The sequence below is a fragment of the Pseudomonas sp. B21-041 genome, assembly GCF_024748675.1.
Taxonomy (GTDB): domain Bacteria; phylum Pseudomonadota; class Gammaproteobacteria; order Pseudomonadales; family Pseudomonadaceae; genus Aquipseudomonas; species Aquipseudomonas neuropathica.
The window spans coordinates 5,745,001-5,769,654 of the sequence record NZ_CP087175.1 but is presented as its reverse complement, the minus strand read 5'-3'; the positions used below and the strand labels follow the sequence as shown (position 1 = coordinate 5,769,654).

Below are 24,654 nucleotides of genomic sequence, written 5' to 3'. Positions count from 1 at the left end.
ACGATCAGTACCCAAAGTTCGAGGTAGCGTTCGCCACCTCTGTAACGATCAAAGATTTGCGGAGTACGTCATGGCCATCGCCGTTCCCCTGAACGAGGGCACCAGCCCCACCTTGAAGCAGAAGCTCAAGCGCGCCGAGCGGGTCAACCGCTGGAAGGCTCAAGCGCTGATTGCGCCGCTGGTGCTGTTTCTGTTGCTGGTGTTTCTGGTGCCGATCGTGGCGCTGCTCTACAAAAGCGTCGGCAACCCCGAAGTGGTCGGCGGCATGCCGCGCACCGTGGCGGCCATCGCCAGTTGGGACGGCCGTGGCCTGCCCGCTGAACCGGTCTACAAAGCTGCCGGCGAAGACCTCGCCGAAGCGCGTAAAAACCAGACGCTGGGCGATTTGTCCAAGCGCTTGAACATGGAGTTGGCCGGCTATCGCAGCCTGCTGACCAAAACTGCCCGGGCGCTGCCGTTCGCCAGCGAACCGGCCTCCTATAAAGAAGCACTGGAAGGCCTCGACGAGCGTTGGGGCGACCCGGCCTACTGGCAAGCGGTCAAACGCAACACCAGCAGCATCACGCCTTACTACTTGCTGGCAGCGGTCGATCACCGTATCGACGACCTCGGCGAAATCGCCCCGGCCACCCCGGATCAGGCGATCTACCTCGACATCTTCGCCCGCACCTTCTGGATGGGTCTGGTCATCACCGTGATCTGCCTACTGCTGGCTTATCCACTGGCGTACCTGCTGGCCAACCTGCCGTCGCGGCAAAGCAACCTGCTGATGATCCTCGTGCTGCTGCCGTTCTGGACATCGATCCTGGTGCGCGTCGCCGCGTGGATCGTACTGCTGCAATCGGGCGGTCTGATCAACAGTGGGCTGATGGCCATGGGCATCATCGATAAACCGCTGGAACTGGTGTTCAACCGCACCGGCGTGTACATCTCGATGGTGCACATTCTGCTGCCGTTCATGATCCTGCCGATCTACAGCGTGATGAAAGGCATCTCGCCGACCTACATGCGCGCGGCGATTTCCCTCGGCTGCCACCCGTTCGCCAGTTTCTGGCGGGTGTACTTCCCGCAGACCTACGCCGGTGTTGGCGCCGGTTGCCTGTTGGTGTTCATCCTCGCTATCGGCTACTACATCACCCCGGCGCTGCTCGGCAGCCCGAACGATCAAATGGTCAGCTACTTCGTCGCTTTCTACACCAACACCAGCATCAACTGGGGCATGGCCACCGCGCTGGGCGGGCTGTTGCTGCTGGCGACCGTGGTGCTTTATCTGATTTACAGCTGGCTGGTCGGCGCCAGTCGCCTGCGCCTGAGCTAAGGGGAATTCGAAATGCTGAGTCCTTACATGTCGCCCATTGAACGGGTGTGGTTCTACAGCCTGCGGATCCTCTGCGGCCTGATTCTGTTGTTCCTGATTCTGCCGGTGCTGGTGATTATTCCGCTGTCATTTAACTCGGGGAGTTTTCTGGTCTATCCGCTGCAGGGTTTCTCGCTGCAGTGGTACCACGACTTCTTCGCCTCGGCGGAATGGATGCGCGCACTGAAGAACAGCATCATTGTTGCCCCAGCGGCGACGGTGCTGGCGATGATATTCGGTACGCTGGCGGCGATTGGTCTGACTCGCGGTGACTTCCCCGGCAAAGCGCTGGTGATGGCGCTGGTGATTTCGCCGATGGTGGTGCCGGTGGTGATCATCGGCGTGGCGAGTTATCTGTTCTTCGCGCCGTTGGGTTTGGGTAACAGCTTCTTCTCATTGATCGTCGTGCATGCGGTGCTGGGTGTGCCGTTTGTGATCATCACGGTGTCGGCGACGTTGCAGGGGTTTAACCATAATCTGGTGCGGGCGGCGGCGAGTTTGGGTGCATCGCCGTTGACTGCGTTCCGCCGGGTGACCTTGCCGCTGATTGCGCCGGGGGTGATTTCCGGGGCGCTGTTTGCGTTTGCGACTTCGTTTGATGAGGTGGTGGTGACGTTGTTTCTCGCCGGGCCTGAGCAGGCGACGTTGCCTCGGCAGATGTTTAGCGGGATTCGTGAGAACCTGAGTCCGACGATTGCCGCTGCTGCCACGTTGCTGATCGCCTTCTCCGTCATTTTGCTGCTGACCCTGGAATGGCTGCGCGGGCGTAGCGAAAAACTGCGTACGGCTCAGGTTTAAGGGCCAGGTCAAAAGCCACCCCCTCACCCCAACCCTCTCCCCCATGGGGGCGAGGGGGAAGGGAGCAAATCTTCATGGTTTTCAAAACCTGAATCCGACTTGGTATCGCACGTCGGTGTATCTCCTCCATGCACCTCGGTCAGTCTTTTTACCTTCTGGGGAAAAGGGAGCAGATCGTTGTGCTTTTCAAAACCCGAGTTCGACTCGGTATCTCAAGTCGGTGTACCTCTCACATTCACCTCGATCAGTCCCCTCTCCCTTTGGGAGAGGGCTAGGGTGAGGGGCTCTTGATTTTCTAACCGATCAACCATTCACCACCTGAATAGCAGACAACCCCAAATCCCCAGCTAATCTTGTGCCCAGCTCCCACATCTATAAGAGGCTGCGTACGATGAGTCTGTCCCAGTTCAAAATCGCTCATAAACTGATCACCGGCGCCGCCGCCATCGAACAACTGGCCGCTGAGCTCACGCGTCTGGACATCGACAATCCACTGATCGTCACCGACGCCGCGCTGGTCAAGTCCGGCACCGTCGAGCTAGCGTTGGTGCAACTCGGTGGGCGCGACTACGAGATTTTCGATCGCGTACTGCCCGACCCGGAAATCGCCATCGTCGAAGACTGCATGCGTGTCTACCGCGAAGGCGGGCATGACGGTTTGATCGGTCTTGGTGGCGGCAGCGCCATCGACATCGCCAAGAGTGTCGCTGCCTACGCTGGATATCACGGCGCGCTGGAAGATCTGTTCGGTGTTGACCAGGTACCACGCAAAGGTCCGCCGCTGATCGCCATCCCGACCACCGCCGGCACCGGTTCGGAAGTGACCAATGTCGCGATTCTCTCGGACAAAGTCGCACAGTTGAAGAAAGGCATCGTCAGCGACTTTCTATTGCCGGACGTGGCGCTGGTCAGCCCGCAGATGACCCTGACCTGCCCACGCAGTGTCACCGCCGCCAGTGGCATCGACGCCTTGGTGCACGCCATCGAGTCCTATCTGTCGGTGAATGCCTCGCCGATCACCGACTCTCTGGCCCTTGGCGCCATCAAGCTGATCGCCAAAGCGCTGCCCAAGGCCTACGCCAATGGCGCCAACCTGCAGGCCCGCGAAGACATGGCCACCGCCAGCCTGATGGCCGGTATGGCGTTCGGCAACGCCGGGGTCGGCGCGGTGCATGCGCTGGCGTATCCGCTGGGCGGGCGCTTCAACATCGCTCATGGCGTGAGCAATGCGTTGCTGCTGCCGTATGTCATGACCTGGAACAAGATGGCCTGCGTCGAACGCATGCAGGATATTGCCGAAGCCATGGGGGTGAAGACCGCTCATTTGAGTGCAGCCGAAGCGGCAGACAAAGCTGTGCAAGCGATGACCGATTTGTGTGCGGCCGTGGAAATCCCGGCCGGGCTGCGTAGTTTCGGCGTGCCGGAAGAGGCGATCCCGGCGATGGCCGTGGAAGCCGCGGGCATTGAGCGGCTGATGCGCAATAACCCGCGCAAACTCAGTGCTGTCGATATCGAGAAGATCTACCGCGCGGCGTATTGAGTCAGCGCCGGTCATCCGTCATGGCATAACCCAATCATCGCGGTCACGGTGCGCGCTTGGAAACTTGAGGTATACAATGCGCGCCATCGTGATTTAGCTCAGAAAAGGTGCGTCATGCAGCCCTTCGTAATTGCTCCGTCGATTCTCTCCGCCGACTTCGCCCGCCTCGGCGAGGAAGTAGACAACGTTCTCGCCGCTGGCGCCGACTTCGTCCACTTTGACGTCATGGACAACCACTACGTGCCAAACCTGACCATCGGTCCGATGGTCTGCGCGGCATTGCGCAAGTACGGCGTTACCGCGCCGATCGACGCGCATCTGATGGTCAGCCCGGTGGATCGCATTGTCGGCGACTTCATCGAAGCCGGCGCCACCTACATCACCTTCCACCCGGAAGCCACGCTGCACGTTGATCGTTCGCTGCAACTGATCCGCGAAGGTGGCTGCAAATCCGGTCTGGTATTCAACCCGGCGACCCCGCTGGATGTGCTCAAGTACGTGATCGACAAGGTCGACATGGTCTTGCTGATGAGCGTCAACCCGGGCTTCGGCGGGCAGAAGTTCATTCCTGGCACCCTCGATAAACTGCGCGAAGCGCGGGCGATCATCGATGCCTCGGGCCGTGACATCCGCTTGGAAATCGATGGCGGCGTCAACGTCAACAACATCCGCGAAATCGCCGCTGCTGGCGCTGACACCTTTGTTGCCGGCTCGGCAATCTTCAATGCGCCGAACTATCAGGAAGTCATCGACAAGATGCGTTCCGAACTGGCGCTGGCGCGCCCATGAGCGGTTTTGAGCAGCTGTTCCCGGGAAAACTGCCACGGCTGGTGATGTTCGATCTGGATGGCACACTGATCGACTCGGTTCCGGACCTGGCAGCCGCCGTGGACACCATGCTGCTCTCCCTCGGCCGTCAACCGGCGGGCATCGATTCGGTGCGCGAGTGGGTTGGCAACGGCGCGCCAGTACTGGTGCGCCGTGCGTTGGCCGGTGGTATCGATCATTCGGCGGTGGATGACGTCGAAGCCGAGCACGCGCTGGAAGTGTTCATGCAAGCCTACGGCGCCAGCCATGAGCTGACCGTGGTCTATCCCGGCGTGCGCGACACTCTCAAGTGGCTGCACAAGCAAGGCGTGGCCATGGCGCTGATTACCAACAAACCGGAGCGTTTCGTCGCGCCGCTGCTGGATCAGATGAAGATCGGCCGCTACTTCAAGTGGATCATCGGTGGCGATACCCTGCCGCAGAAAAAGCCTGATCCGGCAGCGCTGTTCTTTGTGATGAAAATGGCCAACATCCCGGCCTCGCAATCGCTCTTCGTCGGCGACTCGCGCAGCGATGTGCTGGCGGCGAAAGCGGCGGGGGTCAAATGCGTGGCGCTGAGCTATGGCTACAACCACGGTCGACCGATTGCCGAAGAATCACCGGCGCTGGTCATCGACGATCTGCGCAAGCTAATTCCCGGTTGCCTAGGTTCGGCCGCTGAGATAACGTTGTCCGACGCTGCTCAATCCCATTCTGGAAACGCCATCGTGGTGGTCACTCGCAAACTCTGGATGAAAGTCATCAAGGCCCTGGCCCGCTGGCGTTGGCGCGCCTGACTTGTTCCTGGCCGGCCTGCCGGCGCGTTTGCATACCTGACTGATTTGCCCCTCACACCACGAGGCACCTTATGATCCGCGAAGAATTCCTGCGCTTGGCCGCTGACGGCTACAACCGCATTCCGTTGGCCTGCGAAACCCTGGCCGACTTCGACACGCCGCTGTCGATCTACCTGAAACTGGCCGACCAGCCCAACTCCTACCTGCTCGAATCGGTGCAGGGCGGCGAGAAATGGGGCCGTTACTCGATCATCGGTCTGCCGTGCCGCACCGTGTTGCGCGTTCACGACCATCACGTGAGCATCACCGTTGATGGCGTCGAGACCGAAAGCCACGATGTTGAAGATCCGTTGGCCTTCGTCGAAACCTTCAAGGCGCGCTACAACGTGCCGACCATCGCCGGTCTGCCGCGCTTCAACGGTGGTCTGGTCGGTTACTTCGGTTACGACTGCGTGCGTTATGTCGAGAAGCGCCTGGGCAAGTGCCCGAACCCGGATCCACTTGGCGTGCCAGACATTCTGCTGATGGTTTCCGACGCCGTCGTGGTGTTCGACAACCTCGCCGGCAAGATGCACGCGATCGTGCTCGCCGACCCTGCGCAGGCGGATGCCTTCGAACAAGGTCAGGCGCAACTGCAGGCATTGTTGGAAAAGCTCCGTCAGCCGATCACCCCGCGCCGTGGCCTGGACTTCAGCAAGCAGCAATCGGCTGATCCGGTGTTCCGTTCGAGTTTTACTCAAGACGATTACGAAAAAGCCGTCGACACCATCAAGGAGTACATCCTTGCCGGTGACTGCATGCAGGTCGTGCCGTCGCAGCGCATGTCGATCGACTTCAAGGCTGCGCCGATCGATCTGTACCGCGCTTTGCGTTGCTTCAACCCGACGCCGTACATGTACTTCTTCAACTTCGGCGACTTCCACGTCGTTGGCAGTTCGCCGGAAGTGCTGGTGCGGGTCGAAGACAACCTGATCACCGTGCGCCCGATTGCCGGCACGCGCCCACGTGGCGCCACGGAAGAAGCGGATGTGGCGCTGGAAGAGGACTTGCTGTCGGACGACAAGGAGATCGCCGAGCACTTGATGCTGATCGATCTGGGTCGCAACGACACCGGGCGCGTGTCGGAAATCGGCTCGGTGAAGCTCACCGAGAAAATGGTTATCGAGCGCTATTCCAACGTGATGCACATCGTCTCCAACGTCACCGGCCAGTTGAAAGCCGGGCTGACGGCGATGGATGCACTTCGAGCGATTCTGCCGGCGGGCACCTTGTCGGGCGCGCCGAAGATTCGCGCGATGGAAATCATCGACGAACTGGAGCCGGTCAAGCGTGGAGTGTATGGCGGCGCGGTGGGTTACTTCGCCTGGAACGGCAACATGGACACCGCGATTGCGATTCGTACGGCGGTGATCAAGAACGGCGAACTGCACGTGCAGGCTGGTGGCGGTATCGTCGCCGACTCGGTGCCGGCACTGGAATGGGAAGAAACCCTGAACAAACGCCGCGCGATGTTCCGCGCCGTGGCCCTGGCCGAGCAAACCCCGGAAGCCTGAACTCACGCAAAACCCCCTGTAGGAGTGAACCTGTTCGCGATAGCGGATTAACATTCAACGGATATGTTGTTTGAACCACCGTAATCGCGAGCAGGCTCACTCCTACATTTGATCTGTGTTCGGTCATAAAAAAGCGGCGCCTGTGAGAGCGCCGCTTTTTTTTGCCTGCGATTTAGAAGTCCAGAACGACCCCGACGTTAACGCCCTGCTGGGTAAAGTCATCATCCTTGCGCAGCGAGTAGCCGCCACGCAGCGCCAGATCCGCCGTGAGTTTGTGGCTGACGCCCAGGCTCAAACGGTTCAAATGACTCTGCGGCGTGTAGCCCTCAAGTTTGAAGTCGTTGGCCGGCAAGGTGTTGAGCGCGATGTTGACCTTCTGCACGTCGTCTTCGTACTCACGCTCGTGAGCGTACTCGCCGAATACCTGGGTTTGCGGGGTGATGTTGTACTTGCCCTGCAAGCCCAGCCCCAGGCGTTTCGAGTCACGAGTCTGATCATCGAAAGTCAGCGCCGTGGCGCGGTTGCCCTTCTCTGAGTAGCCGTCGACATCGACGCTGGCGTAGTCGGCGCTGACGAATGGCGACAGGTGCCACTCGCTGCCCGGTTGGGCAATGTCGTAACCGACGCGGGCGCTGAAGGCCCAGAGGCTGCCGTCGGTGTCGCCTTTTTCAGCACCTTCGCTGACGCCCAGATCAAATTTGCGCTTGAGGTTGTCGTAGTCGAGTTTGCCACCGGTCAACGCCGCGTCAGCCCACCAGCGGTTCTGCTGGTACTGGGCAAATGCAGTGGCCATGTAGCTGTTGAGTTTGTAATCCGAGTCGTTGTGACCGGCCTCCAGATTCTGCCGGTAGAAACCTCCTGCCACACCGACACGCCAGGCTTCATTCAAGCGGTAGCTGCCGCCGACGTTAAGGTTGTAACCGCTGCCATCGGCGCTGGCGCCGCTGCTTTGGCTGTCGACATCAAGATGTTGGCCGCCCGCCGAAACAATGGCGCGCCATTGACCTACCGCTTGCCAGTTCTCCCAGTCCGCCTGCCATTGATTGCGCAGTTCATCCTGATGCGCACGCACGGTGGCGTGGGCCATTTCCGGTAGCAGCGTCAGCTCCCACGGCGCGGCGAGCAGGGAATAGGCGTAATCGGAGATCAGCTTTTGCCCGGCCTCGGTCGGGTGCACGCCGTCGTTGTAGATCAGCTTGGTCGGATCGGGCGTTGCACTGTTGATCCCGTATCGCGCGTTCTCGGTGCAACCGCTGCCACTGAAGCAGGTCGCGGTCAGGTTCTGGTCGGTCGCGAGGCCAAAGCGCCCAGGATCGGCAAACACTTCCGACAACAGGACCGGAATGTTCAGCGGAATGATTTCGGCGTTGATGCCTTGCAGGCGCGTGACCAACTGGCTGTTGAACTGAGTGGCGAGCTGGCTGCTGAAAGCTTGCAGCGGTGTACCGTTGATCGCTGGCGTCAGGCCAACATCAGGCAACAGCCAGACCATCACGTATTTGGCGCCGGCGGTTTGCAGGGTTTGCACGCTGTCGGCCAGTCGATCGGCGGCGGCGTTGGCTTGCGGCAGGCTGAGAATGCGACCTTGCAGGAAGTCGTTACCGCCGCCGGAAATGTAATACAGCGCCTTCGGGTCGGCGCGGAAGCCGTTCGATGGCAGGTAACCGGCGCGGGTGCGTTCGCCGGTAGCGGATTGCGTCGTGATCGAGTCGAGGATCTGGTCGGTGCGATAACCGCCGACCGCCCAGTTGTTACCGTCCGGCTGGCCGTTTTCGGCGCGCACGGCGGAGCTGGAGGAGGCTGTCTGGTCTGGCGAAAAGCCAAGGCGTCCGCCGAGCAACTGCGTGGAATTCAATGAATACAGTTCACCGCTGCCATCTTGATACACCGGCCCGGTCCGGTTGGTGTAACGCTCGGTGGAGCCGGCCGGTCCGCCAGTGTCGGTGAAGGTGCCTGCGTCGTTGAGGCTGTCGCCAAACACAATGAAACTGGAATAAGGATTGGGTGCAGCATTGGCCTGAGCGCAGGCCAGTGCGAGCAGGCAGCCGGCCAGCGGTACAAACAACGTCTGTTTGATCATGAGCAAGTCCGTTTAGTTATTGTTGTAGGTGAACGAAACGACAGTACCAAAAACTCCCGGCGTTTTGCCATCGGTCGCGAATCCTCCCCCGGTTTTATCTGCCGCAGCCCCGGCCATATTGCACGCTCCGCCCAGCTAAGTTACTGTGCCGGAACGTATGAACGAGACCTTCCCCGTGTTGATCACCAGCAAACTTCTGGATCAAGTCATCAAGGCACACGCCCGCTGGCGTTGGCGCGCCTGAATCTTTTCTGCCGGCCCCGCCGGATCTGTATCGCTTTGCCTTCCTTGCCTGTTTGAAATGCCGCTGTGCCGACGCATCTATCTGCGTCCGACATCGTGCAGCGCCCTGCGGGCAAGTGATCTGAAGGCTGTTTTCAAATCAGAATTCAAGAGGTTCGACACGCCATGTTGCTGATGATCGACAACTACGACTCCTTTACTTACAACGTTGTGCAATACCTCGGCGAGCTGGGTGCCGAAGTCAAAGTGGTGCGCAACGATGAACTGACCATCGCTGAAATCGAAGCCCTCAAGCCTGAGCGCATTGTGGTTTCCCCCGGTCCTTGCACGCCGACTGAAGCCGGCATCTCCATCGAAGCCATCAAACACTTCGCCGGCAAGCTGCCGATCCTCGGTGTCTGCCTTGGCCATCAGTCCATCGGCCAGGCGTTTGGCGGTGACGTGGTGCGCGCCCGCCAAGTGATGCACGGTAAGACTAGTCCGGTATTCCACGAGGACAAGGGCGTTTTCGCCGGCCTCAATCATCCGCTGACCGTCACCCGTTACCACTCGCTGATCGTCAAGCACGACACGTTGCCCGATTGCCTGGAACTGACCGCATGGACCCAGCACGATGACGGTTCGGTCGACGAAATCATGGGCCTGCGTCACAAGACCCTGAACATTGAGGGCGTACAGTTTCACCCCGAGTCGATCCTGACCGAGCAGGGCCATGAACTGTTTGCCAACTTCCTCAAACAAACCGGCGGCACGCGCTAAGGACTTCCCATGAATATCAAGACAGCCCTGAGCCGTATCGTCGATCACCTCGACCTCAGCACCGATGAAATGCGCGACGTGATGCGCGAAATCATGACCGGCCAATGCACCGACGCGCAGATCGGCGCGTTCATGATGGCCATGCGCATGAAGAGCGAGAGCATCGACGAAATCGTCGGCGCCGTGTCGGTGATGCGTGAGCTGGCCGATCAAGTTGAACTGAAAACCCTCGACGGCGTGGTCGATGTGGTCGGCACCGGCGGTGACGGCGCGAACATCTTCAACGTATCCACCGCCTCTTCGTTTGTCGTAGCGGCAGCCGGTTGCACCGTGGCCAAGCACGGCAACCGCGCGGTATCGGGCAAGAGCGGCAGCGCCGACTTGCTGGAAGCCGCCGGCATCTATCTGAACCTGACGCCGGTGCAAGTCGCGCGTTGCATCGACAACGTCGGCATCGGTTTCATGTTTGCCCAGACCCACCACAAAGCCATGAAGTACGCCGCCGGCCCGCGCCGCGATCTTGGCTTGCGTACGCTGTTCAACATGCTCGGCCCGCTTACGAATCCGGCCGGTGTGAAACATCAGGTGGTGGGCGTGTTCACTCAGGCATTGTGCCGGCCATTGGCCGAAGTCTTGCAGCGCCTGGGCAGCAAGCATGTACTGGTGGTGCATTCGAAAGACGGCCTGGACGAGTTCAGTCTTGCCGCGCCGACTTTTGTTGCCGAGTTGAAGAACAACGAAATCACCGAGTATTGGGTCGAGCCGGAAGATCTCGGCATGAAGAGCCAGAGCCTGCACGGTCTGTCGGTCGAAGGCCCGGAGGCGTCGCTGGCGCTGATCCGTGATGCTCTCGGCAAGCGCAAAACCGAAAACGGCCAGAAAGCAGCCGAAATGATTGTGCTCAATGCCGGTGCGGCGCTGTATGCCGCTGACGTGGCGAGTAGTTTGAAACAGGGTGTGGAGCTTGCGCACGACGCCCTGCACACCGGCCTCGCTCGGGAAAAACTCGAGGAGCTGGGTGCCTTTACCGCGGTATTCAAAGTGGAGAATGAGGGATGAGTGTACCGACGGTTCTGGAAAACATTCTGGCCCGCAAAGTTCAGGAAGTCGCCGAGCGTAGCGCTCGCGTCAGCCTGAGCGAGCTGGAAAGTCTGGCCAAGGCGGCCGATGCACCCCGTGGTTTTGCCCAGGCATTGCTGACCCAGGCGAAGAAGAAGCAGCCTGCGGTGATTGCCGAAATCAAAAAGGCTTCGCCAAGCAAAGGCGTGATCCGCGAGAACTTCGTTCCCGCCGACATCGCCAAAAGCTACGAGAAGGGCGGGGCGACCTGTCTGTCCGTGCTGACCGACATCGATTACTTCCAGGGCGCCGATGCTTATCTGCAACAGGCCCGGGCCGCGTGCAAACTGCCGGTGATTCGCAAGGACTTCATGATCGATCCTTACCAGATCGTCGAAGCCCGCGCGCTGGGTGCTGACTGTGTGCTGCTGATCGTCTCCGCACTGGATGACGTGAAAATGGCCGAGCTGGCCGCTGTCGCCAAAAGCGTCGGTCTCGATGTGTTGGTCGAAGTGCACGATGGCGATGAGCTGGAGCGTGCGTTGAAAACCCTCGACACGCCGCTGGTCGGGGTCAACAACCGTAACCTGCACACCTTCGACGTCAGCCTGGAAACCACCCTCGACCTGCTGCCGCGCATTCCGCGCGATCGCCTGGTGATTACCGAGAGCGGTATTCTCAATCGTGCCGATGTCGAGTTGATGGAAATCAGCGAAGTGTATTCGTTCCTGGTGGGTGAAGCGTTCATGCGTGCGGAGAATCCGGGCACTGAACTGCAGCGACTGTTCTTCCCGGAGCGTGGCACTTCCATCAGCGGTTCGACCCTCGACTGATTCGCTCTAGACCGAGTCGAGACCATCGCGAGCAGGCTCACTCCCCCAGGGGAAATGCATTCCAATGTGGGAGTGAGCTTGCTAGCGAAGGGTCCATCGAAACCGCTAATGATTTCCATGTTGCCGGAGCCTGTTATGTCGCTGCCAACCTCCCTGACCATCGAAGCCGGTCTGCAAGCCGAACAAGACTTGCTGGCCTCGGTCTGCGCCGGCGACGCAGAATTCGGCCTTCTATTCTGGCAACCCAGCGATCGTGCGTTGGTCATGCCTCGCCGCCTCAATCGTCTCGCCGCGTTCGACCACGCCTGCGAAGTCTCAGCCGCCGCTGGCTGGCCCGTCCTGCTACGCGAAACCGGTGGCGAACCCGTCCCGCAATCAGCGGCGACGATCAACATCGCCCTGGTCTATGCGCCACCACGCAGCGAAGGCGACCTGAACCGCATCGAAACCGGCTACCACCGTCTCTGCGATCCGATCTGTCAGTTGTTGGAGGAGTTGGGCGGCTCGTCATCGTTGGGTGAAATCGATGGCGCATTCTGCGACGGTCGCTTCAACGTCAATCTGGACGGTCGCAAAATGGTCGGCACGGCCCAGCGCTGGCGCCAGAGTCAGGGCGGGCAACGTCCGGTGGGCCTGGTGCACGGTGCGATGCTGATGGATAACGAGCGCGACTCGATGGTCGCGGCGGTCAATCGCTTCAATGAAGTGTGCGGCCTGGAGCAACGCGTGCGGGCTGAAAGCCACATCGGCCTGCATGAGAAATTCAACGCGCCACAGGCCTTGGCGCGTCTCGATGAGCTGTTTCGATTGATGCTGGCGCAGATCTACAGCGCCTGACTTTCGGGCTTAGCGCGTACCGAAGACCACCATGGTCTTGCCTTTCACATCGACCAGGTTGCGTTCCTCAAGATCCTTGAGCACGCGGCCGACCATCTCCCGCGAACAACCGACAATCCGGCCGATTTCCTGACGGGTCACCTTGATCTGCATGCCGTCCGGGTGGGTCATCGCATCCGGTTGTTTGCACAGTTCCAGCAGGCAACGCGCGACTCGACCGGTTACATCGAAGAACGCCAGATCGCCGACCTTGCGCGTGGTGTTGCGCAGTCGTTGTGCGATTTGTCCGCTGAGTACGAAAAGAATGTCCGGATCCTGCTGCGACAATTCGCGGAACTTGGCGTAGCTGATTTCCGCTGTTTCGCATTCAACTTTGGCCCGAACCCAGGCGCTGCGTTCCTGTTCCTGTCCCGCTTGCTCGAACAGGCCCAGTTCGCCAAAGAAATCCCCGGCGTTGAGGTAAGCGATGATCATCTCCCGACCGTCGTCATCCTCGATCAGGATCGTCACAGAACCCTTGATGATGAAGTACAGCGTGTCCGAGCGATCGCCCGCACAGATGATGTTGCTCTTGGCCGCATGGCGACGGCGCTGGCAATGCATCAACAGCTTGTCGAGATTCTTGATTTTGGGTGTGGGGGTAATAGCAACCATGGTTGTATCCCGAAAAGACTGCACGGTGATGTTTGATTTTTTATGAGGCGCTGAAGGCGGTCGCTACACGGGCTGACATGGGCGCCAGCGAATTGGCGCCAGCTTAACAGACACTTCGTCGCAAATTCGAGAAATTACCTACAGCGTGGAGGCATCCTGTCCTAGGAACGTTGCTCGCTGTCCGGGTAAAGCCCTGTGCTAAGCTGGCGACCCTTTTTTTACAGTGGAGTCTGGGCGATGAAGGCACGCATCCAATGGGCTGGCGAAGCCATGTTCCTCGGCGAATCCGGTAGCGGTCATGTCGTGGTGATGGACGGTCCGCCGGACGCTGGTGGTCGTAATCTGGGTGTTCGTCCGATGGAAATGCTTCTGCTGGGTGTCGGCGGTTGCAGCAACTTCGACGTGGTCAGCATCCTGAAGAAGTCCCGTCAGGCCGTTGAAAGCTGCGAGGCCTTTCTCGAAGCCGAGCGCGCGACCGAAGATCCGAAGGTGTTCACCAAGATTCACATGCATTTCGTGGTCAAGGGCCGTGGCTTGAAAGAGGCCCAGGTCAAGCGCGCCATCGAACTGTCCGCCGAGAAGTACTGCTCCGCTTCGATCATGCTTGGCGCGGCTGGCGTGGCGATCACTCACGACTACGAAATCGTCGAACTCGGTTGAACCGACATTCAACTATCATAAAAGCAGTGCAGACTCTGGCGATCCCCCGCTGACGTCTGCATAATGCGCCACTTTTTTCAGGGCAGTGATCGGTCAGCCGACGGATCAGCCGCCTGAACAGATAACCAAAATCGCCATCGCGAAGAGGTGTTAACCGTCCTACGCAGGTGCGTTGTTCGCACTTGACGGGCATGCTTGATCACGCGGCCGGGCCGCATACATAGAGAGTTTTTAACGGTGAAAAGCAAACTCAAGCTCCACGGGTTCAATAACCTGACAAAGACCTTGAGCTTCAACATCTATGACATCTGCTACGCGGAAACCCCGCAAGACCAGCAGGCTTACGTTGAGTACATCAATCAAGAGTACAACGCGAAACGCCTGACGCAGATTCTCACAGAAGTTGTCGAGATCATTGGTGCCAACATCCTGAACATTGCCAGTCAGGACTATGAACCTCAGGGCGCCAGCGTCACGATTCTGATTTCTGAAGAGCCGGTAACCCCGACTGAAAGCCAGATTGAAGAGTCGCCGGGCCCGTTGCCCGAAATTATCCTGGCCCACCTCGACAAGAGTCACATCACGGTGCACACCTACCCGGAAATTCATCCGGACGACGGTATTGCAACTTTCCGTGTGGACATCGACGTGTCGACTTGTGGTGTCATTTCACCGCTTAAAGCGCTCAATTTCCTCATTCACCAGTTCGATTCGGACATAGTGACTGTGGATTATCGTGTGCGCGGCTTCACCCGTGACGTTGAAGGCAACAAGCACTTCATCGACCACGAGATCAACTCGATCCAGAACTACCTCTCTGAAGACACCCGCGACGCGTACCAGATGACCGACGTGAACGTGTATCAGGAAAACCTGTTCCACACCAAAATGCTGCTGAAGAACTTCGAGCTGGACAACTACCTGTTCGGCGACGCCACCAGCAATCTGTCCCTCGAGCAGCGTGCTCAGGTGACCGATCGGGTGAAACACGAAATGCTCGAAATCTTCTACGCGCGCAACATGCCGACTTAAGATTCCCGGGCACAAAAAAAAGGCGACTGTCTCAGGACAGTCGCCTTTTTTATTGCTGGAACAAAGCATCCTGTGGGAGCGAGCCTGCTCGCGATAAGGCCTTCAGCACCCACACAGATCTCAGATCCGATAAGTACTCTTGGTCATCACCTTCGCCAGAATACTCATCCCGAACTTCACCGGCGCCGGAAACCGAAAACCCCCAGCCTCCAGCGCACTTTCCGCATGATGTTCTTCATCTATGCGCATCTGCTCCAGAATCGCCCGGGATTTCTCGTCCTCAGCCGGCAACTGCTCCAGGTGTTCATTCAAGTGCTTGCACACCTGATGCTCGGTCGCCGCGACGAATCCAAGGCTGACCTTGTCGCTGATCAACCCGGCCACCGCACCAATACCGAACGACATCCCGTAAAACAGCGGATTTAAAACGCTGGTATGGCTGCCCAACTGATGAATACGTTGTTCGCACCAGACCAGATGATCAATCTCTTCTTCGGCGGCGTGCTCCATGGCCTCGCGCACCTGAGGCAGCTTGGCGGTCAGCGCCTGTCCCTGATAGAGCGCCTGGGCGCAGACTTCACCGGTATGGTTGATGCGCATCAGGCCGGCGACGTGGCGGGTGTCTTCGTCGCTCATTTGCGTGTCCGGCTGCAAAATCGCCGGCGACGGACGGTACGGTTGGCCACTGAAGGGCAGCAGGGTACGCATTGCGGCATCGGCTTGCAGCAGAAGACGGTCAATTGGCGAGTAGTGACGTTGGGTAGTCATGCTGACCTCCGGGAAGAATCTCGACGGCCAGTTTAACCGAATCGGCCGGGGAAGGTTTGCGCTGGGTCATTTGCTGCGCGGTCATGCTTTTTTGTGGGAGCGATGCTGCTCGCGAAGGCGTCGTGTCAGGCACTGGTATATTGAACGTGCCGACGTCTTCGCGAGCAGGCTCGCTCCCGCAGGGGGCTTTTTAGCCCGGTGGCCAGTTCATCTGACGCTGACCGAGTACGTGCATATGAATGTGGTAGACGGTCTGCCCACCTTTCTCATTGCAGTTCATCACTACGCGGAAACCTTCTTCGCAACCCAGTTCCAGTGCCAGACGCTGCGCAGTGAACAGGATGTGCCCGGCCAATGCCTTGTCATCTTCGGTCAGGTCATTGAGGGTGCGCACCGGTTTTTTCGGGATCACCAGGAAATGCACCGGTGCCTGAGGGGCGATGTCATGGAAGGCCAAAACCTGGTCGTCTTCGTAAATGATCTTGGCCGGGATTTCCCGGTTGATGATCTTGGTGAACAGAGTATCCACTGCTGTTTTCTCCGCTGTTTGGGCTGAATCGAGTGTACCGCGTTGAATCCGGTTTCTTCAGCGCGGGCAGTAAGCTTTATTGACCATACCGACGATGGTGCGATTGAGCCAGCGCGAGCCCAGTCGCGGCAAGAACGCGAACCAGCGGTTGCGTCGTCCGGGAATGATGATTGCGCGGTTCTTGTCGAGGGCGCGTACGGTGTATAGCGCGACTTCCTCCGGGCTCATCATTAACTTGCTGTCTTTGAGTTTGTCGCTGTTCAGCTGCGCCGTGCGGAAAAATGCCGTGCGTGTCGGGCCGGGGCAGAGTACCGAGACCTTCACCGCACTTTGTTTCAGTTCAACCCGCAAGGCTTCGGAGAAGTGCAGCACATACGCCTTGCTGGCGTAGTAAGTGCTCATCCAAGGGCCGGGATTGAAGGCGGCCACCGAGGCGACATTGAGAATCTGCCCGCCACCCTGCAGCGCCATGCTGTTGCCGATGGCGTGGCAGAGACGGGTGAGGGCGAGGATGTTCACTTCGATCAGATCCTGCTCGGTCATCCAGTCCTGTGCGAGAAACGGGCCGCAGGTGCCGATGCCGGCGCAATTGACGAGCAAGTCGATCTGTCGGTCACCTTCTTCCAGTTCCAGCAGGAAGCCGGACAGACGCAATGGCTCGCCCAGATCGCAGGCGCGGAACAGTACCTCGACGCCAAAACGCTGGGTCAATTCGATCGCAATGCTTTCGAGCTGATCACGCTGTCGGGCCACCAGAATCAGGCTGCGGCCACGCCGGGCCAGTGCTTCGGCCATCGCCAGGCCGATGCCGCTGGAGGCGCCGGTGATCAGTGCGTAACGGGTCATGCAATTCTCCATCGCAACAGCTCCGCGCCGGCGACGCGGGTGTCACGGCGGGGAGCGCTGTTCATTCTTTCGCAGAGTCTACAGGGGCCTGCGCCGCTTCGGCTGCCTCGTCGGCGGAATCCGCAGGCGTTTCGACCTCTACTTCGACTTCATCAGTGGTCACCGAGCCACTTTCGTAGCTGCTTTCCAGATTGCTTTCATATTCCTGCTGGATGGCTGAGATGCCGCCGAGCATTCCACCGACAAAAATCAGTGCGAAGAACACGATCCACAGTGAGCACAGCACTTTCACGGCGGTGCTGTTTGGCGGCGGGGGAGGGCCGTAGCGATTGGCGCCGGTGTTGCCCGGTACGACCATGATCACCAGCGGGAAGAAGCTGCCCACGAACGGTACAAGGTTCAATAGCCAGAGCCAGCCCGACCAGCCGATATCGTGCAGGCGCTGGACGCTGAACAGAATGCTGACGATCAGGAAGGCGATAAACAGGAAGAACGCGAAGATTCCGCCGATGATCAGGCCGGTGGTGGAATCGCCGCTGACCAGGCCAAGCGCCAACAGGGCGAATACCCCGATAATGGGCAGCGTGACCAGGCTCAGTACCATCGTCCATGCAAGAAAACGCAGGCGACCTATGCGGCCTTCGACGCTGAACGGCTTGAGCGTGGCGAACGCCGGAAGATGTTCCCCCACATTGGCGCGAGGCGGTGCATACGGGGAGTCCGGTTCTGCCACCACAGTGGAGTGTTCCTGGACGTCCGATAGATTCAGTTCGATTGCCGTCTCTGCTTCAATGCGTGCATCAATCCCGGTTTTGCTCAGAGCTTGTAGATAAGCCTGTGCATCGTTGTGGGACAGGTCGCGTTTGAGTGCTACGGCGCGGCCATTGAACAGGCGTTCGATGGCCGCCACTTCACTTTTGAAAAGATCAGCCAGATTGAGCTTGGCCGTAGTGATATCGACACCGGGCTGCAAAGCACCGTCGAATACGATCTTGTAACGGGGTTCGCTCATGGCCGAGGCATCCTTGTCGCGAATGGTTTGAAAGGTCGTCAGTGTAAGGCCAGTCTTGAGTCGACTTGCCCGGTTTTTTTATTCGCGCGGCCAGCGTTTTGGCAATTGTGCTGCGTGTTCCTGGGCTTGCCGGTATTCAGCGTCCAGCCGTGCGATCAATTGATCCACGCTCGGCAGGTCATCGATCTGTCCGACGCCTTGTCCGGCCGACCACACAGTCTTCCAGGCTTTGGCTTCATCATTGATTGGCTTGAGCTTGTCACCGAAATTCACTTCGCCTTTGCCTTGCAGGGCGGCCATGTCGAAACCGGCCGCTTCCAGGCTCTGCCGCATAAAGCTCGCCGGCACTCCCGAGACCGCTGGAGTATGGATGATGTCGGACGCCTTGGCTGTCAGCAGCATCTCCTTGTAGGCGTCGGGCGCATGACTTTCCGTGGTGCCGATAAATCGCGTACCGAAGTAGGCCAGATCCGCGCCGAGCAGCTGTGCGGCGAGAATCTCATGCCCGTGGTTAAGACATCCTGCAAGCAGCAGGGTTTTATCGAAGAACTGACGGATCTCGGCGATCAGCGCAAACGGACTCCAGGTCCCGGCATGGCCCCCGGCGCCGGCCGCCACAGCAATCAATCCGTCGACGCCGGCCTCGGCCGCTTTCTCGGCATGTCGGCGAGTGGTGACGTCATGGAAGACCAGGCCGCCATAACTGTGTACCGCGTCGACCAACTCCTTCACCGCGCCGAGGCTGGTGATGACGATCGGCACTTTGTGTTCGACGCAGATGTTCAGGTCTGCCTGCAAGCGCGGGTTGCTGTTGTGCACGATCAGGTTCACCGCGTACGGCGCCGGGTTGTCCAGTGTCGCCAGGCCCGCTTCGATCTGTTCCAGCCAGGCTTTGAATCCGCTGCTTTCGCGTTGGTTCAGCGCAGGAAAACTCCCGACCACGCCATTACGGCAGCAGGCGAGCACCAGCTCAGGGTTGGAAATCAGAAACATCGGCGCCGCCACTACAGGCAAACGCAGACGTTGTTCGAGCAAAGCGGGCAGCGACATTATGAACACCCCAAGGATCTGTACTTGTTGAAGTTAGAACGGCTTGACCACGACCAGAATTACGATAGCCAGCAATATCAGAACCGGCACTTCATTGAACCAGCGATAAAAGACATGGCTGCGGGTGTTCTCGCCACGGGCGAAACGTTTTACCTGCGCACCGCACATGTGGTGGTAGCCGATCAGCAAGACGACCAGGGTCAATTTGGCGTGAATCCAGCCGCCCATGCTGAAGATGCTCGGGTTGAGGTAAATCAGCCAGCCGCCGAAGATCAGCGTCGCAATCATCGCCGGGCCCATGATGCCGCGATACAGCTTGCGCTCCATGACACTGAAGCGCTCTTTGCTGATCGTGTCTTCGCTTTGCGCGTGATACACGAACAGACGCGGCAAGTAGAACAGCCCGGCAAACCAGCAAACGATGCTGACAATGTGAAAAGCTTTGATCCATAGATAGAGCATTTTTAGTTATTCCAGGTTCACGGTAAGCCGGATAGTAGAGGCTTGAGCGTCCGCACGTCACCTTGACGGTTGTCGCAGGGCCGCGCGGCCCCTATTATCGACGGCTTTCCAGTGGGTTCTTTGAGGGCAGGTTATGGTCAAGGTCGGTATCGTCGGCGGCACGGGTTACACCGGTGTCGAACTGCTGCGTCTGTTGGCGCAGCATCCGCAGGCAGAAGTGGTAGTGATCACTTCCCGATCCGAGGCCGGTCTGGCCGTGGCTGACATGTACCCGAACCTGCGCGGACACTACGACGGCCTGGCCTTCAGCGTCCCAGACATCAAGACCCTCGGCGCTTGCGACGTAGTGTTCTTCGCCACTCCGCACGGTGTGGCTCATGCGTTGGCCGGTGAATTGCTGGCAGCGGGCACCAAGGTCATCGACCTGTCGGCTGACTTCCGTCTGCAAGACGCTGAAGAGTGGGCCAAGTGGTACGGTCAGCCGCACGGCGCGCCTGAGTTGCTGGACGAAGCGGTTTACGGTCTGCCGGAAGTCAATCGCGAGCAGATCAAGAAGGCCCGCCTGATCGCGGTGCCGGGTTGCTACCCAACCGCTACGCAGCTGGGCTTTCTGCCGTTGCTCGAGGCTGGTCTGGCGGATACTTCGCGCTTGATCGCCGACTGCAAATCCGGCGTCAGCGGTGCTGGTCGCGGTGCGGCTGTCGGCTCGCTGTACTCCGAAACGTCAGAAAGCATGAAGGCCTATGCGGTGAAAGGTCACCGTCACCTGCCGGAAATTCGCCAGGGTCTGCGTCGCGCAGCGGGCAAGGATGTCGGTCTGACCTTCGTACCGCACCTGACTCCGATGATCCGTGGCATTCACTCGACGCTCTACGCGACCGTGGTTGATCGCTCGGTGGATCTGCAGGCGTTGTTTGAAAAGCGCTATGCCAACGAACCGTTCGTCGATGTGATGCCGGCCGGCAGCCATCCGGAAACCCGTAGCGTGCGCGGTGCCAACGTTTGCCGTATCGCCGTTCATCGTCCGCAGGATGGCGATCTGGTGGTGGTGCTGTCGGTGATCGACAACCTGGTCAAAGGTGCGTCGGGTCAAGCGGTGCAGAACATGAACATCCTGTTCGGGCTGGACGAGCGTTTCGGTCTGTCCCACGCCGGTATGCTGCCGTAATACTTTAAGCAGCACAGCAAAAAGGCCCGTTAAGCGGGCCTTTTTGCATTCTGAACAGTTCGTCGGGTTTATTGATATACCGTAACAATAGTTGACCGATTTTCTCGGACAAGCGGATAATGCGCGTCATCACGCATTATGGCGGCGTAACGCCGGGAGATAGTCAGCATGAGCGTCGAATCCTTCACCCCCACGGCTTTGCAATTCACCCACGGTGCCGCGCACAAGGTGAAGAGCCTGGTCGATGAAGAGGGGAATGATCGCTTGAAGCTGCGCGTATTCGTTACGGGCGGCGGTTGTTCAGGGTTTCAGTACGGTTTCACCTTCGATGAAGATGTGGCCGAGGACGACACCATCGTCGAGCGCGAAGGCGTGAGTCTGGTGGTGGATCCGATGAGCTTCCAGTACCTGGCCGGTGCTGAAGTGGATTACCAGGAAGGTCTGGAAGGTTCGCGCTTCGTGATCAAGAACCCTAACGCCACCACGACGTGTGGTTGCGGGTCTTCGTTCTCGATCTGATTGCTCCTCGCTCCAGATAACAAAACGCCGCAGAGCCTCACGGTTCTGCGGCGTTTTGCTGTGCTTAATCTTTAAGCGGGGTAGATAGCGCCAAGTATCCGCAGCCCGCGTGCGCCGGTGACGCTTGGGCGGTTGGCGGCGATGCCTTCTAGGCAGCAATGGGCCAGCCAGGCGAAGGCCATGGCTTCGACCCAGTCGGGGTCAACGCCGTGAGTGGCAGTGCTGGTGACTTTGGTGGTCGGCAGCAGCTCGGCCAGACGCTTCATCAGCGTGGCGTTGTGCGCCCCGCCGCCACAGACCAACAGTTCCTGAGTATCGGTTTGAGCGTTTTGCAAAGATTCAGCGATCGTCAACGCGGTCAGCTCAAGCAACGTCGCTTGCACGTTCTCGGCAGCAAAGGCTGGCAGGTGCGAGAGATGTTGTTCCAGCCAGGGCAGGTTGAACACTTCTCGGCCGGTACTTTTCGGCCCCTTGGTGACGAAGAACGGATCGCTGAGGAGTGCGTTTAGCAGTGTCGGCTCGACTGTACCTGTTTTAGCCCAGTCGCCATTGCGATCATAGTTTTCGCCGCGCTGCTGGTGAATCCAGGCGTCCATCAGCACATTCCCGGGGCCGCAGTCGAAACCGGCTACAGGTTTGGTCGGCTCAATCAGACTCAGATTGCTGAAACCGCCGACATTCAAGACGGCCTGGTTACCGGTACGCTCTTCAAATAACGCTTCATGAAATGCAGGTACCAGCGGAGCGCCTTGGCCACCGGCCGCCACATCACGACTGCGGAAATCGCTGACTACGGTGATACCGGTCAGTTCGGTCAGCAGAGCGGGGTTGCCGATCTGCACGGTGAAACCGCGTGCAGGCTCATGGCGAATGGTCTGGCCGTGGCTGCCTATCGCCCGAATGTCCTGCGGCTTGAGTCGCTGCTGATCGAGGAGGGTATGAATGCCCTGCGCAGCGAGTGTCACCCAGTTCTGCTGGGCAATCGCCGAGCGGGCGATTTCGTCAGGGCCGCTGGCGCATAAGCCAAGCAGCTCGGTGCGCAGGGATTCAGGCATGGGAATGTAATGCGTGGCGACCAGTTTGATCGCCGAGGTCTGTTCGATCAGGGCAATGTCCAGACCGTCGAGGCTGGTTCCGGACATCACGCCAATATACAGGGCCATGACTTAGCGCTTGCTCGAAGCCAGCATGGTGGCTTTCTCTTGATCCATGCGCGCCATCAGCGGCTGGCTCTGTGCAAGGAAGCGAGCGCGTTCGGCTTTGGCAATTGGATCAGCCATTGGCAGCTTCTGTCCCAGCGGATCGACGTGAACGCCGTTGACCTGGAACTCATAGTGCAAGTGCGGGCCGGTCGAGAGGCCGGTGGTGCCGATGTAGCCGATGACTTGGCCTTGCTTAACGGAACCGCCAGTCTTCACGCCTTTGGCGAAGCCTTGCATGTGGCCGTACAGCGTGCGGTAAGTGTTGCCGTGCTGGATGATCACCGTGTTGCCGTAGCCACCACGACGTCCGGCCAGCAACACTTTACCGTCACCCGCAGCCTTGATTGGCGTACCGCGTGGCGCAGCGTAATCCACGCCTTTGTGGGCGCGGATCTTGTTGAGAATCGGGTGTTTGCGGCCCATTGAGAACTTCGAGCTGATGCGGGCGAAATCCACCGGAGTACGGATGAACGCCTTGCGCATGCTGTTGCCGTCAGCGGTGTAGTAGCTGCTGTTGCCTTGCTTGTTGGTGTAACGCACGGCGGTGTAGGTCTTGCCGCGGTTAGTGAAGCGAGCGGACAGGATAGGTCCGGTGCCGACGGCTTTGCCGTTGACCACTTTCTGCTCGTAGATGACATCGAATTCGTCACCCTGGCGGATGTCTTGAGCGAAATCGACGTCGTAGCCAAAGACGCTGGCCATATCCATGGTCAGACTATGGGAGAGACCGGCACGGGCTGCTGATTGTGAGAGCGAGCTATTGATTACGCCATGGACGTAAGCAGTTCGAACGGTTGGTTTTGCGGTAACCCGGTTGAAGGCATAACCCTTGTCATTCTTGGTCAGGGTAATGGTTTCGACGTCGCTGACCTTGCTGTGCAAACTGGTCAGTTGGCCTTCAGGATTCAATTCGAATTCGAGTTTCTGGCCATGCTTGAGTTGGCTGAACTGTTTGGCTTGTTTGTCGCTGGCCAGGACTTCGTGAACGGAGGCAGCCGGCAGGCCGACCTTTTCGAACAGGGTCGACAGGGTATCGCCCTTGGCAACGATGACTTCGCGATGGCCAGGCGCTTTTGGCTTTTCGGCGGCTGGCGTAGGTGCAGCCTCTGCGGTTTGCGGGGTGTTTTCGCTACTGTTTTCGATTTGAGCAAATGGCGAAGCTACTGGCTCATTTGTGGCTTGAGCTGCGTCAGCAGCGTCTTGATCTTGTGTCAGTTGTTCAGCAGGACTTTCCAGTTCAAGGCTCAGGGTCGTCTTTTTGGCTTCAACATCACTGGAAGGGAATACCAGGAGTGCCAGGCTGAGAAGGGCGGCGATTCCACTTGCGGCGAGCAGGTGGGTCTTCGGGTAAAGCGGAGGCGCTTTAGACGGTTCTGTGGTCATAAGTAATTTTGACTTTGAAAAAAGATGAATTGGAAAAGATGAATGACATGATGAAGATGAAATAACTGTATAAAATATAACCAAATCATCTCTGAAGCAAGTCTGCAGACGCCGCGTTTGTGGATTGGTGTCCGTGCGCCGGGCAAAACTTGTAATTGGTGCACGATCTTGTATGGTTGGTTCCCTTTGAATCTGAGCCTTGCGGGTCTGTTATGAAGTCGGTTGAAGAGCAGCTAGCGCTGATTAAACGTGGTGCGGAAGAACTATTGGTCGAGTCCGAGCTGATCGAGAAGCTCAAGCGCGGCCAACCGCTGCGTATCAAGGCTGGTTTCGATCCGACCGCTCCGGATCTGCATTTGGGCCACACGGTGCTTATTAATAAGCTGCGCCAGTTCCAGGAGCTGGGGCATCAAGTTATCTTCCTTATAGGTGACTTCACCGGAATGATCGGTGATCCGAGCGGCAAGAGTGCTACGCGTCCTCCGTTGACTCGTGAGCAGGTTCTGGAAAACGCCGAGACTTACAAGACGCAGGTGTTCAAGATTCTTGATCCGGCGAAAACCGAAGTTGCGTTCAATTCCACCTGGATGGACAAGATGGGGCCGGCGGACTTCATCCGCCTGACCTCTCAGTACACCGTGGCGCGCATGCTTGAGCGTGACGACTTCGATAAGCGCTACACCACCAATCAGCCAATCGCTATTCA

At 58.7% G+C, this 24,654-nt stretch carries 25 protein-coding genes (1 of these 25 only partly in view); 15 read left to right on the top strand and 10 right to left on the bottom strand.

What is annotated here, in order from left to right:
* Nucleotides 1-70: 70 nt before the first annotated feature.
* The 6 genes from LOY43_RS25790 (at nt 71) to trpE (ending at nt 6,852) form a co-directional block, all read left to right on the top strand.
* Nucleotides 71-1,318, top strand: a complete 1,248-nt coding sequence (locus LOY43_RS25790; RefSeq protein ID WP_093441896.1) for an ABC transporter permease — start codon at nt 71-73, stop codon at nt 1,316-1,318.
* 12 nt (nt 1,319-1,330) lie between these two features.
* Nucleotides 1,331-2,155 (top strand): ABC transporter permease, encoded by an 825-nt coding sequence (locus LOY43_RS25785; protein ID WP_008084123.1) that lies wholly within the window; start codon nt 1,331-1,333, stop codon nt 2,153-2,155.
* A gap of 391 nt (nt 2,156-2,546) precedes the next feature.
* Nucleotides 2,547-3,695 (top strand): iron-containing alcohol dehydrogenase, encoded by a 1,149-nt coding sequence (locus LOY43_RS25780; RefSeq protein WP_095050322.1) that lies wholly within the window; start codon nt 2,547-2,549, stop codon nt 3,693-3,695.
* Nucleotides 3,696-3,809: 114 nt separating this feature from the next.
* A complete protein-coding gene (gene rpe, locus LOY43_RS25775; RefSeq protein ID WP_007918813.1) occupies nt 3,810-4,484 on the top strand; it encodes a ribulose-phosphate 3-epimerase in 675 nt (224 codons plus the stop codon).
* Nucleotides 4,481-5,299 (top strand): phosphoglycolate phosphatase, encoded by an 819-nt coding sequence (locus LOY43_RS25770; protein WP_258708894.1) that lies wholly within the window; start codon nt 4,481-4,483, stop codon nt 5,297-5,299. Before rpe ends, LOY43_RS25770 begins: the two co-directional genes overlap by 4 nt.
* A 71-nt stretch (nt 5,300-5,370) precedes the next feature.
* Nucleotides 5,371-6,852, top strand: a complete 1,482-nt coding sequence (gene trpE / locus LOY43_RS25765; RefSeq protein ID WP_007918809.1) for an anthranilate synthase component I — start codon at nt 5,371-5,373, stop codon at nt 6,850-6,852.
* Nucleotides 6,853-7,024: 172 nt separating this feature from the next.
* Here trpE and estP read toward each other — a convergent pair whose 3' ends face one another.
* Nucleotides 7,025-8,932, bottom strand: coding sequence for an esterase EstP (estP, locus tag LOY43_RS25760; RefSeq protein ID WP_095050323.1), 1,908 nt, complete (start codon nt 8,930-8,932; stop codon nt 7,025-7,027).
* A gap of 408 nt (nt 8,933-9,340) precedes the next feature.
* Between estP and LOY43_RS25755 the strand changes: the two genes are divergently transcribed.
* The 4 genes from LOY43_RS25755 to LOY43_RS25740 all read left to right on the top strand — a co-directional run bounded on the left by LOY43_RS25755 (nt 9,341) and on the right by LOY43_RS25740 (nt 12,663).
* A complete protein-coding gene (locus LOY43_RS25755) occupies nt 9,341-9,934 on the top strand; it encodes an aminodeoxychorismate/anthranilate synthase component II (RefSeq protein WP_095050324.1) in 594 nt (197 codons plus the stop codon).
* A gap of 9 nt (nt 9,935-9,943) precedes the next feature.
* The gene (gene trpD / locus LOY43_RS25750; RefSeq protein WP_095050325.1) at nt 9,944-10,993 is read left to right on the top strand and encodes an anthranilate phosphoribosyltransferase; all 1,050 of its coding nucleotides are present in this window, start codon (nt 9,944-9,946) and stop codon (nt 10,991-10,993) included.
* Nucleotides 10,990-11,826: an indole-3-glycerol phosphate synthase TrpC gene (gene trpC, locus LOY43_RS25745; protein WP_258708893.1), complete on the top strand. Its 837-nt coding sequence runs from the start codon at nt 10,990-10,992 to the stop codon at nt 11,824-11,826. Before trpD ends, trpC begins: the two co-directional genes overlap by 4 nt.
* A 135-nt stretch (nt 11,827-11,961) precedes the next feature.
* Nucleotides 11,962-12,663 carry a lipoyl protein ligase domain-containing protein gene (locus tag LOY43_RS25740; protein ID WP_258708892.1) on the top strand — a complete coding sequence of 234 codons (702 nt, stop codon included), beginning with the start codon at nt 11,962-11,964 and terminating at the stop codon, nt 12,661-12,663.
* A gap of 9 nt (nt 12,664-12,672) precedes the next feature.
* On the opposite strand, the gene crp is transcribed toward LOY43_RS25740, so the two are convergent.
* The gene (gene crp / locus LOY43_RS25735; protein WP_095126211.1) at nt 12,673-13,317 is read right to left on the bottom strand and encodes a cAMP-activated global transcriptional regulator CRP; all 645 of its coding nucleotides are present in this window, start codon (nt 13,315-13,317) and stop codon (nt 12,673-12,675) included.
* 237 nt (nt 13,318-13,554) lie between these two features.
* Here crp and LOY43_RS25730 point away from each other — a divergent pair, with 237 nt between their 5' ends.
* Nucleotides 13,555-13,977, top strand: coding sequence for an OsmC family protein (locus tag LOY43_RS25730; RefSeq protein WP_003228794.1), 423 nt, complete (start codon nt 13,555-13,557; stop codon nt 13,975-13,977).
* A 237-nt stretch (nt 13,978-14,214) separates the two neighbouring features.
* On the top strand, nt 14,215-15,009 hold the full coding sequence (speD, locus tag LOY43_RS25725; protein WP_095050328.1) for an adenosylmethionine decarboxylase: 795 nt from the start codon (nt 14,215-14,217) through the stop codon (nt 15,007-15,009).
* A gap of 120 nt (nt 15,010-15,129) precedes the next feature.
* Here speD and coq7 read toward each other — a convergent pair whose 3' ends face one another.
* From coq7 to hemJ, 6 genes are all read right to left on the bottom strand, one after another.
* Nucleotides 15,130-15,777, bottom strand: a complete 648-nt coding sequence (coq7, locus tag LOY43_RS25720) for a 2-polyprenyl-3-methyl-6-methoxy-1,4-benzoquinone monooxygenase (RefSeq protein WP_008077993.1) — start codon at nt 15,775-15,777, stop codon at nt 15,130-15,132.
* Between the two features lie 190 nt (nt 15,778-15,967).
* Nucleotides 15,968-16,306 carry a histidine triad nucleotide-binding protein gene (locus tag LOY43_RS25715; RefSeq protein ID WP_003228789.1) on the bottom strand — a complete coding sequence of 113 codons (339 nt, stop codon included), beginning with the start codon at nt 16,304-16,306 and terminating at the stop codon, nt 15,968-15,970.
* 57 nt (nt 16,307-16,363) lie between these two features.
* Nucleotides 16,364-17,152 carry an SDR family oxidoreductase gene (locus LOY43_RS25710; protein WP_093441854.1) on the bottom strand — a complete coding sequence of 263 codons (789 nt, stop codon included), beginning with the start codon at nt 17,150-17,152 and terminating at the stop codon, nt 16,364-16,366.
* 61 nt (nt 17,153-17,213) lie between these two features.
* Nucleotides 17,214-18,164, bottom strand: a complete 951-nt coding sequence (locus tag LOY43_RS25705) for a DUF805 domain-containing protein (RefSeq protein ID WP_095050329.1) — start codon at nt 18,162-18,164, stop codon at nt 17,214-17,216.
* Between the two features lie 78 nt (nt 18,165-18,242).
* Entirely contained in the window at nt 18,243-19,214 is a 972-nt protein-coding gene (locus LOY43_RS25700) for a nitronate monooxygenase family protein (protein WP_095050330.1), read from the bottom strand.
* A 33-nt stretch (nt 19,215-19,247) separates the two neighbouring features.
* Nucleotides 19,248-19,676 (bottom strand): protoporphyrinogen oxidase HemJ, encoded by a 429-nt coding sequence (gene hemJ / locus LOY43_RS25695; protein ID WP_034155111.1) that lies wholly within the window; start codon nt 19,674-19,676, stop codon nt 19,248-19,250.
* A 133-nt stretch (nt 19,677-19,809) separates the two neighbouring features.
* On the opposite strand from hemJ, the gene argC reads away from it, so the two are divergent.
* Both argC and erpA read left to right on the top strand, forming a co-directional pair.
* Nucleotides 19,810-20,844 (top strand): N-acetyl-gamma-glutamyl-phosphate reductase, encoded by a 1,035-nt coding sequence (gene argC, locus LOY43_RS25690; RefSeq protein WP_034155112.1) that lies wholly within the window; start codon nt 19,810-19,812, stop codon nt 20,842-20,844.
* Nucleotides 20,845-21,012: 168 nt separating this feature from the next.
* Nucleotides 21,013-21,363, top strand: a complete 351-nt coding sequence (gene erpA, locus LOY43_RS25685; RefSeq protein ID WP_008077999.1) for an iron-sulfur cluster insertion protein ErpA — start codon at nt 21,013-21,015, stop codon at nt 21,361-21,363.
* 71 nt (nt 21,364-21,434) lie between these two features.
* Here erpA and LOY43_RS25680 read toward each other — a convergent pair whose 3' ends face one another.
* Together LOY43_RS25680 and LOY43_RS25675 are read right to left on the bottom strand one after the other, a co-directional pair.
* Complete coding sequence (locus tag LOY43_RS25680) at nt 21,435-22,526, bottom strand: anhydro-N-acetylmuramic acid kinase (RefSeq protein ID WP_258708891.1); 1,092 nt, start codon at nt 22,524-22,526, stop codon at nt 21,435-21,437.
* Nucleotides 22,527-22,529: 3 nt separating this feature from the next.
* Nucleotides 22,530-23,948, bottom strand: coding sequence for a peptidoglycan DD-metalloendopeptidase family protein (locus LOY43_RS25675; RefSeq protein WP_095050332.1), 1,419 nt, complete (start codon nt 23,946-23,948; stop codon nt 22,530-22,532).
* A gap of 212 nt (nt 23,949-24,160) precedes the next feature.
* Between LOY43_RS25675 and tyrS the strand changes: the two genes are divergently transcribed.
* Nucleotides 24,161-24,654, top strand: the start of a protein-coding gene (tyrS, locus tag LOY43_RS25670) for a tyrosine--tRNA ligase (protein WP_095126209.1). 706 nt of this gene lie beyond the right edge of the window; 494 of the gene's 1,200 nt are visible here — the first part of the coding sequence; the start codon lies at nt 24,161-24,163; the stop codon falls past the right edge of the window.

Excerpts from the sequence above, each read along its gene's own strand:
- LOY43_RS25740 (WP_258708892.1), top strand. The coding sequence starts at position 11,962 with ATGTCGCTGCCAACCTCCCTGACCATCGAAGCCGGTCTGCAAGCCGAA.
- trpD (WP_095050325.1), top strand. The coding sequence starts at position 9,944 with ATGAATATCAAGACAGCCCTGAGCCGTATCGTCGATCACCTCGACCTC.
- LOY43_RS25785 (WP_008084123.1), top strand. The coding sequence starts at position 1,331 with ATGCTGAGTCCTTACATGTCGCCCATTGAACGGGTGTGGTTCTACAGC.
- trpC (WP_258708893.1), top strand. The coding sequence starts at position 10,990 with ATGAGTGTACCGACGGTTCTGGAAAACATTCTGGCCCGCAAAGTTCAG.
- rpe (WP_007918813.1), top strand. The coding sequence starts at position 3,810 with ATGCAGCCCTTCGTAATTGCTCCGTCGATTCTCTCCGCCGACTTCGCC.
- hemJ (WP_034155111.1), bottom strand. The coding sequence starts at position 19,676 with ATGCTCTATCTATGGATCAAAGCTTTTCACATTGTCAGCATCGTTTGC.
- coq7 (WP_008077993.1), bottom strand. The coding sequence starts at position 15,777 with ATGACTACCCAACGTCACTACTCGCCAATTGACCGTCTTCTGCTGCAA.
- argC (WP_034155112.1), top strand. The coding sequence starts at position 19,810 with ATGGTCAAGGTCGGTATCGTCGGCGGCACGGGTTACACCGGTGTCGAA.
- LOY43_RS25705 (WP_095050329.1), bottom strand. The coding sequence starts at position 18,164 with ATGAGCGAACCCCGTTACAAGATCGTATTCGACGGTGCTTTGCAGCCC.
- LOY43_RS25700 (WP_095050330.1), bottom strand. The coding sequence starts at position 19,214 with ATGTCGCTGCCCGCTTTGCTCGAACAACGTCTGCGTTTGCCTGTAGTG.
- LOY43_RS25755 (WP_095050324.1), top strand. The coding sequence starts at position 9,341 with ATGTTGCTGATGATCGACAACTACGACTCCTTTACTTACAACGTTGTG.
- estP (WP_095050323.1), bottom strand. The coding sequence starts at position 8,932 with ATGATCAAACAGACGTTGTTTGTACCGCTGGCCGGCTGCCTGCTCGCA.
- LOY43_RS25730 (WP_003228794.1), top strand. The coding sequence starts at position 13,555 with ATGAAGGCACGCATCCAATGGGCTGGCGAAGCCATGTTCCTCGGCGAA.
- crp (WP_095126211.1), bottom strand. The coding sequence starts at position 13,317 with ATGGTTGCTATTACCCCCACACCCAAAATCAAGAATCTCGACAAGCTG.
- trpE (WP_007918809.1), top strand. The coding sequence starts at position 5,371 with ATGATCCGCGAAGAATTCCTGCGCTTGGCCGCTGACGGCTACAACCGC.
- erpA (WP_008077999.1), top strand. The coding sequence starts at position 21,013 with ATGAGCGTCGAATCCTTCACCCCCACGGCTTTGCAATTCACCCACGGT.
- LOY43_RS25675 (WP_095050332.1), bottom strand. The coding sequence starts at position 23,948 with ATGACCACAGAACCGTCTAAAGCGCCTCCGCTTTACCCGAAGACCCAC.
- LOY43_RS25710 (WP_093441854.1), bottom strand. The coding sequence starts at position 17,152 with ATGACCCGTTACGCACTGATCACCGGCGCCTCCAGCGGCATCGGCCTG.
- LOY43_RS25680 (WP_258708891.1), bottom strand. The coding sequence starts at position 22,526 with ATGGCCCTGTATATTGGCGTGATGTCCGGAACCAGCCTCGACGGTCTG.
- LOY43_RS25780 (WP_095050322.1), top strand. The coding sequence starts at position 2,547 with ATGAGTCTGTCCCAGTTCAAAATCGCTCATAAACTGATCACCGGCGCC.
- LOY43_RS25770 (WP_258708894.1), top strand. The coding sequence starts at position 4,481 with ATGAGCGGTTTTGAGCAGCTGTTCCCGGGAAAACTGCCACGGCTGGTG.
- LOY43_RS25790 (WP_093441896.1), top strand. The coding sequence starts at position 71 with ATGGCCATCGCCGTTCCCCTGAACGAGGGCACCAGCCCCACCTTGAAG.